Below are 6,886 nucleotides of genomic sequence, written 5' to 3' on the forward strand. Positions count from 1 at the left end.
GCAACTACCCCCGTGGCTGCGCCAGATCGACGTTTTCCACCAGGAAATCGAGGAACGCGCGCACCCGCAGCGGCAGGTAGCCGCCCTGCCCCAGGAACACCGCGTGCACCTCCTCCAGGTCACCGGGATTGGCCTCTTCCAGCACCGGCAGCAGGCGCCCGGCGGCGATGTCGGCCTGCACCTGGAAGGCGGCCAGGCGCGCCATGCCCAGCCCGCCCAGCACCAGCTGGCGCAGCGCATCGCCATTGCTGGCACGTGCGTTGCCACTGGGCAGCAGCATGCGCTCACGACCTCCCTGCAGCAGCGGCCAGCCCTGCATCGCCCGCGCATGGCCGATGTCCAGCCGGTTGTGCGCCTGCAGCTCCTCAGGATCGCGCGGCAGGCCGTGCCGCTGCGCGTAGGCCGGTGCGGCCACGATCATCATCCGCGTCGCGCCCAATCGCCGCGCCACCAGGCTGGAACTCTTCAGAGGGCCGGCGCGCACCGCCACGTCGGTGCGCTGCTCAAGCAGGTCGATCACCTCGTCGTTGAGGGTCAGGTCCACCCCCACCTGCGGGTTGCGATCGAGGAACGCCGGCAGCAGCGGCAACAGGAAGTGCTGGCCGAACGGCACGTTGGAATTGACCCGCAGCCGCCCGCGCGGCTCGGCGTGGGCGCTGGCACAGCGTTCGGCCTCCTCCAGGTCGGCCAGCACGCGCAGGCCACGCTCGTAGAACGCGCAGCCTTCCGGGGTCAGCTGCAGCTGGCGGGTGGACCGCTGCAGCAGGCGGGTGCCCAGCCGCTGCTCCAGCCGCGCCACCAGCTTGCTGACCGCCGACGGGGTCATGTCCAGGGTGCGGGCCGCCGCGGAAAAGCCGCCGGTCTCGATCACCCGCACGAAGACTTCCAGTTCACCGGATCGGTTGATGTCGGGTCGCGCCATGGCGATGAATCCAGTTCACAGATGATTGTCCATGCGCAGTCTAGTTCACAAATGAGGGCGGAATCACCATGGCGGCTCCTTTCCCCGGAATCGCTCCATGGACCGCCTCCGCAAGCTCACTGCCAGCACCCTGCTCGCCCTGACCGGCGCCGCCAGCGCCGCCCCTGCCCCGCACTGGGTGGCCAGCTGGCAGGCCAGCCCGCAACCGGTGTGGAGTGCCGACCACTTCCTGTTCCCGACCCTGATCCCGGCATCGCTGCACGACCAGACCTTCCGCCAGACCGCGCGCATCAGCCTGGGCGGCCCGCGCCTGCGGGTAAGGTTGAGCAATGCCTACGGCACGCACCCCCTGCGGATAGGAGCGGCCAGCGTGGCCGCACGACCGGGCGCGACACCACAGCCGCTCCACTTCGACGGCCAGCCCGCCGTGCTGATCGGCCCGGGCCAGGAACGGCTGAGCGATCCGCTGGCCCTGCCCACCGGCAATCAGCAGGCCCTGCAGGTCAGCGTCTTCGTGCCGGGGCCGACACCGCTGCAGACCTTCCACTGGGACGGCCGCCAGACCAGCTGGATCGCCGGCGGCAACCAGAGCCAGGCGCGCAGCCTGGATCGGGCCAGCCCCACCACGGCCCGGCTGTTCCTGACCGGGATCGAGGTCGAAGCCACCGCCAGCGCACGCAGCGTGGTGGTGATCGGCGATTCGATCACCGACGGCGCCACCGCCAGCCTCGACCAGGACCAGCGCTGGACCGACCATCTGGCCGCGCGGCTGGCACCACGGGGCGTCGCGGTGGTCAACGCAGGCATCTCCGGTGGCCGGCTGCTGCGTGACGGCATGGGCGAGTCGGTTCTGGCCCGCCTGCAGCGCGATGCATTGGATCAGCCCGGCGTGGCCAGCGTGATCGTGCTGATCGGCATCAACGACATCAGCTGGCCCGGCACCGCCTTCGCCCGGCAGCAGGCACGTCCTACGCTGTCCGAACTGCAGGACGGCTATCGGGCTCTGGCCGAACAGGCCCGTCGGCGCGGACTGCGCATCCTGGGCGCCACCCTGCCGCCCTTCGCCGGCGCCCTGCCCGGCACGCCGCTGGACGACTACTACCAGCCTGACAAGGAGGCGCTGCGCCAACAGCTCAACACCTGGCTGCGCACGGACAGCCCCTTCGACGCGGTGATCGATCTGGACGCGGCCCTGCGCGACCCGGCCGATCCATCACGGATGGCGGCGGCCTACGACTCCGGTGACCACCTGCATCCGGGCGATGCCGGCAACCAGGCCATGGCCGAGGCGGTGGATCTGGAGGTGCTGATGGGGCCATCCACGCATGGCGCGGATCTACTGTGAACAACGAAAAACCCCGGGCAAGCCCGGGGTTCTGTCGCGTCCGGCTGGCCGGAACGGCTTACTTGCGCTTCTTGCGCACGTACAGCACCAGCGAGTGCTCTTCCAGCTCGTAGCCGTGATCGGCCGCGATCTTGCGCTGCAGCTCTTCGATCTCGTGGCTTTCGAACTCGATGATCTTGCCGCTGTCCACGTCGACCATGTGGTCGTGGTGGCCGCCGCGGTCCAGCTCGTAGACGGCCTGGCCGCCCTCGAAATTGTGCTTGAGCACGAGGCCGGCAGCCTCGAACTGGGTCAGCACCCGGTAGACCGTGGCCAGGCCGATCTCGTCGCCATGCTCCAGCAGCTGGCGGTAGATGTCTTCGGCGGTCATGTGGTGCTGGGCATTGCGCTGCTCGAGCAGCGCCAGGATCCGCATCCGCGGATGGGTCACCTTCAGGCCGACTTTACGCAGGTCGTGGGTTTCCATAGGTCTCCGTTCATTGGCGATTTAGCGCCAGCTGCCTCGGATTGGGTCGCGGTGGCACGCCGGGAGTGTATCATCGGTTTGATTTCCCCAACCGCCAGTCCCGATGCGCAATCTCCTGTTGGTCGCCGCCGTCGCCCTGTCCACCACCGGGTGCGGCATCATCTACAAGCAACCCATCTATCAGGGCAACCTGATCCGGGAAGATGCCGTGGCCAAGCTGCAGGTCGGGCAGAGCAAGCAGCAGGTCACCGCGCTGCTGGGCACCCCGTCCATCCCCGACCCGTTCCACGCCCAGCGCTGGGACTACACCTCCAGCCAGCGCGTGAACCGCCTGGGCCGTACCGAGGTGAAGAATTTCGTCGTGTTCTTCGACAACGACACCGTGACCCGCTGGGAAGGCGACTACTTCCCGGGCAACGACAAGGCCCTGGCCCAGCAGACCGTGCGCCAGTTCGGCCGCAACCTGCCGAAGGACAAGAAGAAGAAGGGCCGCTGAGGCGCCCTGCCCGTCCACTCGGACGGGCGCGGGCATCAACCGCCGAGCGCGCGCCGCCGGCGGTTGTCCTTGGGGTCGGCCAGCAACGGGCGTAGCAGCTCGATGCGGTCGCCTTCCTGCAACACCTGCTGCGGGCGCGCCAGCACGCCATGCACCGCCACCGCCGGGCATCCGGCAGTGCCGTCCAGCGCGGCGGCGGCGATGGCATCGGCCACGGTCGCGCCCTCTTCCAGCTGCAGCCGGCGCGACAGCACCCGCTGCGGCCAGGCCAGCACCACCTCGACCTCGATCATCGCTCAGCCCTCGTCGGCGACGCGGACGAAATCGTTGACCATCCGATCGGCCAGCCCCTGGAAGCCGATCGCTAGAGCCGGGCCCAGCAGGCGCGAACTAGGCTCGAACTCCAGGGTCAGGGTGACCTTGCAGGCATCTTCGGCCAACGCATGGAATTCCCAGCGGCCGTGCAGTTGCTTGAACGGGCCATCGCGCAGCTGCATGTCGATGCTGTGCGGGCGCTGCAGGGTGTTTTCGGTCTGGAACCAGGTGCTGAACGAGCCCAGGCCCAGGTCCAGGCGCGCCACCAGCCGGTCTTCGCCCTGCTCCAGGATCTGGGCGGCCGAACACCAGCGGAAACGGCGCGGATAGGCCTGGACATCGTTGACCAGGTCGAACATGCGCGCGGCCGAATGTTCGACCAGGGCGCTGCGGCGGATAGTAGGCATGAATACAGGACGTTTCGGCAATCGACCGGGCGGGCCCGAATCGGAGACAATACGGAAATGAGCAAGAACAGCGGCAAGGATAAAGCAAAGAGCGCGACGGCCAACAAGACCATCGCGCTGAACAAGCGTGCCCGCCACGAGTACCACATCGAGGATCGCTTCGAAGCCGGCCTGGCCCTGCAGGGCTGGGAAGTGAAATCGATCCGTGCGGGCCGTGGCAACATCGTCGACGCCTACGCCTACGTCAAGGATGGAGAGATCTTCCTGATCGGCGCGCAGATCACCCCGTTGATCCAGGCCTCGACCCATGTGGTGGCCAACGACCGGCGCGAGCGCAAGCTGCTGCTGCACCGGAGCGAGATCGACAAGCTGGTCGGCAAGGTCGAGCGCGATGGCTACACGATCGTGCCCACCGCGATGTACTGGAGCAAGAACAAGATCAAGCTCGAAGTCGCGCTGGCCAAGGGCAAGCAGACCCACGACAAGCGCGATGCCGCCAAGGACCGCGACTGGGCGATCGAGAAGCAGCGCGTGATGCGTCGCGGCAACCGCGACGCGTAAGCGGTTGCGCATGCCCCTGTAGAGTCGAGCTTGCTCGACTGCTTTGGCCTTCTGTAGAGCCGGGCCATGCTCGGCTTGGAGAAGAATCAGTCGAGCAAGCTCGACTCTACAAGCCGGTCAGCCGGTCAGCCGGCCAGCGCGCCCAGCTTCCGCATCCGCGGCGCCAGCGCCGCGTGCATCACCGCCAGGTGCATCACCACCGCCAGTTCGGGCGCGTGGCGGTCATCGCCCGCGCGCCACCGCTGTGCCAGCTGCGCCGCATCGGGTGGCAGCAGCGCCAGCAACTGCGCATCGTCCAGCGCGTCGGCCGCGCCCTGCAGCTGCCTGGCGACCTGCCGCGACTGCCACACATGCACGCCGATGCTCAGGCTGGCCAGCGACATCAGCACCACGGCCAGACCGTGCTCGAACCACTGCGAGAGCACCTCCGGCCCCCACAGCAGGGCCGCCAGCACCGCCAGGCCCGGCAGTCGCCACCCCAGCCAATGGGTGCGACCGCGCTGCGCCCAGTGCACCACCACCGCACTGGCCACCAGTGCCGCCGCTGCCGTTGCCGGCAGTTCGGTCAGCCAGGTGGCTGCGAGCAGCAGCCCCAGCAGCGCCCAGACCCAGCCGGGGGGCAGCGCGCGCCGCTGGTAGTCGGCACCGACCGGTCCGACCAGCTGTCGCAGGCTGCGTTGTTGGCTTGCCTCGGTCACCCACCGTCTCCGTGTCTGCTCTGGCCTGGATAGTCGTCGCCAGTGTGTCGCAAATTCGTGCCAATGACGTTACCAATCCGCTATGCCGGCGGCACTACACCTTGCTGACGATTGCCAAGGTGACTGTTCAGCTGTTTTGCCGTAGCATTGCCAGCGTTGGGGGCCCTGACCGCGGCGACACGGAATCGGCCTTGTACCTTGCAGCAATGTAGAAACCGGGGGTGCATTGTCCCCGTTACGCCATCGGCGCCGGTTTCCAAAACGCAGAAATAATGAAACCCATCAATGCTTTAGCTTGATGGGCTTTTTTGTTCATAACTGCCGCATGTTCAGGAATGGGCATATATTGGCAGCAACTTGCCAGCTTTCTTGCCAGCTTTTGAAGCTGGCAGCACAGCGATGTCGACTCACGTCCTTCGCGCGTGCTCAGCAATGATTATGTGCCACATCCGATCACTGAGAGCTCTCGCACTCGCTACGTGCCCTTCCAGATCGCCAAGGCTCATGCGCGCAGTTGGATCTTTTTTGTCATGCACGTAGGAGACAAAGCGGGGAACCAAGCTTTCAACATCGAAGTCGGGACCCACCTCGATCTCAGCGTCTTCAGGGTATCCCTCAAACGCAACTTGCCAGCGTACGGCGGAGTGAAGGATAGAGTTGCGACTTGGCCTCAGCTGGCTCGCCTCGTTCACACAGATCGCGATTCCCCTTTCGAAATCGCTGGTCCCACCTTCGATCGCCTTACTCAGACTATCGATCAAGGGGTACAGCCCATCTTTCGGTGAGAATTTTGCATTCGGCAGCCACTGAAGCATTTGAACTGCGGCCCACTCGATTTCTCCCATCGCGATTGCAAACCGGCCAACGTTTGCATACCACTGCTCTTGATGTTGCTCCATTGCGTTCATTCTTGCTCTCCATGTACCGCGAGGTTGGTAGGGCATCCTGCCTGAACGATTTGACGAATTGATCAAATCGGCGATCCGTGCAAACCGGCGAGGCGGCATGCACCTTCCCCGTTGGCATCTACACCATCCACCCGAACGGCAGGGCGGTGTCCAACTTGTCCAAACTATTCGCCCGCACCGCTCTCTGCCAGTTCAGGATCTTGGCGACATCCTCCCGCAATCGAGCCTCGTTCCTGGTGCCCCAGAGCTCGGCGCCGGCGAGGCCTTGCTCGTAGCTGGTGCACTGCCGACATGGTCCGCCACCAGGACCATGCCGATGGCGATCGAGGTGAGCCACCCAGATGTCGACATCGACACGCTGGGTCATGGAGACGAGCCAGACGCCCTGGCAGGCGATCACGGTCAGCGGATCGCCCGGCCAGATGCAGAGTGCGTAGTCCAGTAGAAGGATTCAGGGGGTGACATGGCCGGCAGGCTACGGAACGCGGCCAGGCCTGCTGGATCCGGATTGAGCCAGGCGTCCACATGCTCGAGCTTGATGTTGATGATCGTCCGATCATGGCCGGCCGCGGCAACCTCGGGCTCAGGATCGTCGGTGATCGCCGCGAACGATAGGAGGTCGGGCTCTGTCCCCGCGGGGTCCTTCCAGTGCGACCACAGGCAGGCCACCAGCATCGGTTCGCCGGTGCGCGTGACCTGCCCCCCGTTTTCCGGGCCAACCTGATCTTAGTAGAGTCCGTCTCACAAGAGGACGGACATGAAGAAGCG

Annotated in this window: 10 protein-coding genes and 1 pseudogene; 3 read left to right on the forward strand and 8 right to left on the reverse strand. The window is 66.0% G+C overall.

Going from position 1 to position 6,886, the window contains the following annotated elements; genetic code table 11:
* Positions 1 to 4: 4 nt before the first annotated feature.
* The gene (locus tag O0J73_RS20720) at positions 5 to 922 is read right to left on the reverse strand and encodes a LysR family transcriptional regulator (protein WP_308309529.1); all 918 of its coding nucleotides are present in this window, start codon (positions 920 to 922) and stop codon (positions 5 to 7) included.
* 97 nt (positions 923 to 1,019) lie between these two features.
* Here O0J73_RS20720 and O0J73_RS20725 point away from each other — a divergent pair, with 97 nt between their 5' ends.
* Positions 1,020 to 2,267, forward strand: a complete 1,248-nt coding sequence (locus tag O0J73_RS20725) for an SGNH/GDSL hydrolase family protein (RefSeq protein WP_308309530.1) — start codon at positions 1,020 to 1,022, stop codon at positions 2,265 to 2,267.
* A gap of 58 nt (positions 2,268 to 2,325) precedes the next feature.
* Here O0J73_RS20725 and fur read toward each other — a convergent pair whose 3' ends face one another.
* Positions 2,326 to 2,733, reverse strand: coding sequence for a ferric iron uptake transcriptional regulator (fur, locus tag O0J73_RS20730; protein ID WP_005409235.1), 408 nt, complete (start codon positions 2,731 to 2,733; stop codon positions 2,326 to 2,328).
* 103 nt (positions 2,734 to 2,836) lie between these two features.
* Between fur and bamE the strand changes: the two genes are divergently transcribed.
* Positions 2,837 to 3,229 (forward strand): outer membrane protein assembly factor BamE, encoded by a 393-nt coding sequence (gene bamE, locus O0J73_RS20735; RefSeq protein ID WP_006434042.1) that lies wholly within the window; start codon positions 2,837 to 2,839, stop codon positions 3,227 to 3,229.
* A gap of 35 nt (positions 3,230 to 3,264) precedes the next feature.
* Here the strand turns inward: bamE and O0J73_RS20740 are convergent, their stop codons facing one another.
* Positions 3,265 to 3,522, reverse strand: coding sequence for an RnfH family protein (locus tag O0J73_RS20740; RefSeq protein WP_008268432.1), 258 nt, complete (start codon positions 3,520 to 3,522; stop codon positions 3,265 to 3,267).
* A 3-nt stretch (positions 3,523 to 3,525) separates the two neighbouring features.
* Positions 3,526 to 3,951 (reverse strand): type II toxin-antitoxin system RatA family toxin, encoded by a 426-nt coding sequence (locus O0J73_RS20745; RefSeq protein ID WP_032959119.1) that lies wholly within the window; start codon positions 3,949 to 3,951, stop codon positions 3,526 to 3,528.
* A gap of 57 nt (positions 3,952 to 4,008) precedes the next feature.
* Between O0J73_RS20745 and smpB the strand changes: the two genes are divergently transcribed.
* Positions 4,009 to 4,512, forward strand: coding sequence for an SsrA-binding protein SmpB (smpB, locus tag O0J73_RS20750; protein WP_040007975.1), 504 nt, complete (start codon positions 4,009 to 4,011; stop codon positions 4,510 to 4,512).
* A 125-nt stretch (positions 4,513 to 4,637) separates the two neighbouring features.
* Here the strand turns inward: smpB and O0J73_RS20755 are convergent, their stop codons facing one another.
* The 4 genes and pseudogenes from O0J73_RS20755 to O0J73_RS20770 form a co-directional block, all read right to left on the reverse strand.
* Positions 4,638 to 5,210, reverse strand: coding sequence for a hypothetical protein (locus tag O0J73_RS20755; RefSeq protein ID WP_308309532.1), 573 nt, complete (start codon positions 5,208 to 5,210; stop codon positions 4,638 to 4,640).
* A 407-nt stretch (positions 5,211 to 5,617) separates the two neighbouring features.
* Entirely contained in the window at positions 5,618 to 6,118 is a 501-nt protein-coding gene (locus O0J73_RS20760) for a hypothetical protein (protein WP_308309533.1), read from the reverse strand.
* Positions 6,119 to 6,236: 118 nt separating this feature from the next.
* Positions 6,237 to 6,485, reverse strand: a complete 249-nt coding sequence (locus tag O0J73_RS20765) for a hypothetical protein (RefSeq protein ID WP_308309534.1) — start codon at positions 6,483 to 6,485, stop codon at positions 6,237 to 6,239.
* A gap of 35 nt (positions 6,486 to 6,520) precedes the next feature.
* Positions 6,521 to 6,886: pseudogene (locus O0J73_RS20770) on the reverse strand (SOS response-associated peptidase family protein); the annotation flags it as partial.

Source organism: Stenotrophomonas sp. Sm6012 (assembly GCF_030985895.1).
Classification (GTDB): Bacteria; Pseudomonadota; Gammaproteobacteria; order Xanthomonadales; family Xanthomonadaceae; genus Stenotrophomonas; species Stenotrophomonas forensis.

What these genes read in the sequence shown, in the direction of transcription:
- fur (WP_005409235.1), bottom strand. Translation starts at nt 2,733, where the DNA reads ATGGAAACCCACGACCTGCGTAAAGTCGGCCTGAAGGTGACCCATCCG.
- O0J73_RS20740 (WP_008268432.1), bottom strand. Translation starts at nt 3,522, where the DNA reads ATGATCGAGGTCGAGGTGGTGCTGGCCTGGCCGCAGCGGGTGCTGTCG.
- O0J73_RS20725 (WP_308309530.1), top strand. Translation starts at nt 1,020, where the DNA reads ATGGACCGCCTCCGCAAGCTCACTGCCAGCACCCTGCTCGCCCTGACC.
- smpB (WP_040007975.1), top strand. Translation starts at nt 4,009, where the DNA reads ATGAGCAAGAACAGCGGCAAGGATAAAGCAAAGAGCGCGACGGCCAAC.
- O0J73_RS20745 (WP_032959119.1), bottom strand. Translation starts at nt 3,951, where the DNA reads ATGCCTACTATCCGCCGCAGCGCCCTGGTCGAACATTCGGCCGCGCGC.
- O0J73_RS20765 (WP_308309534.1), bottom strand. Translation starts at nt 6,485, where the DNA reads ATGACCCAGCGTGTCGATGTCGACATCTGGGTGGCTCACCTCGATCGC.
- bamE (WP_006434042.1), top strand. Translation starts at nt 2,837, where the DNA reads ATGCGCAATCTCCTGTTGGTCGCCGCCGTCGCCCTGTCCACCACCGGG.
- O0J73_RS20720 (WP_308309529.1), bottom strand. Translation starts at nt 922, where the DNA reads ATGGCGCGACCCGACATCAACCGATCCGGTGAACTGGAAGTCTTCGTG.
- O0J73_RS20760 (WP_308309533.1), bottom strand. Translation starts at nt 6,118, where the DNA reads ATGAACGCAATGGAGCAACATCAAGAGCAGTGGTATGCAAACGTTGGC.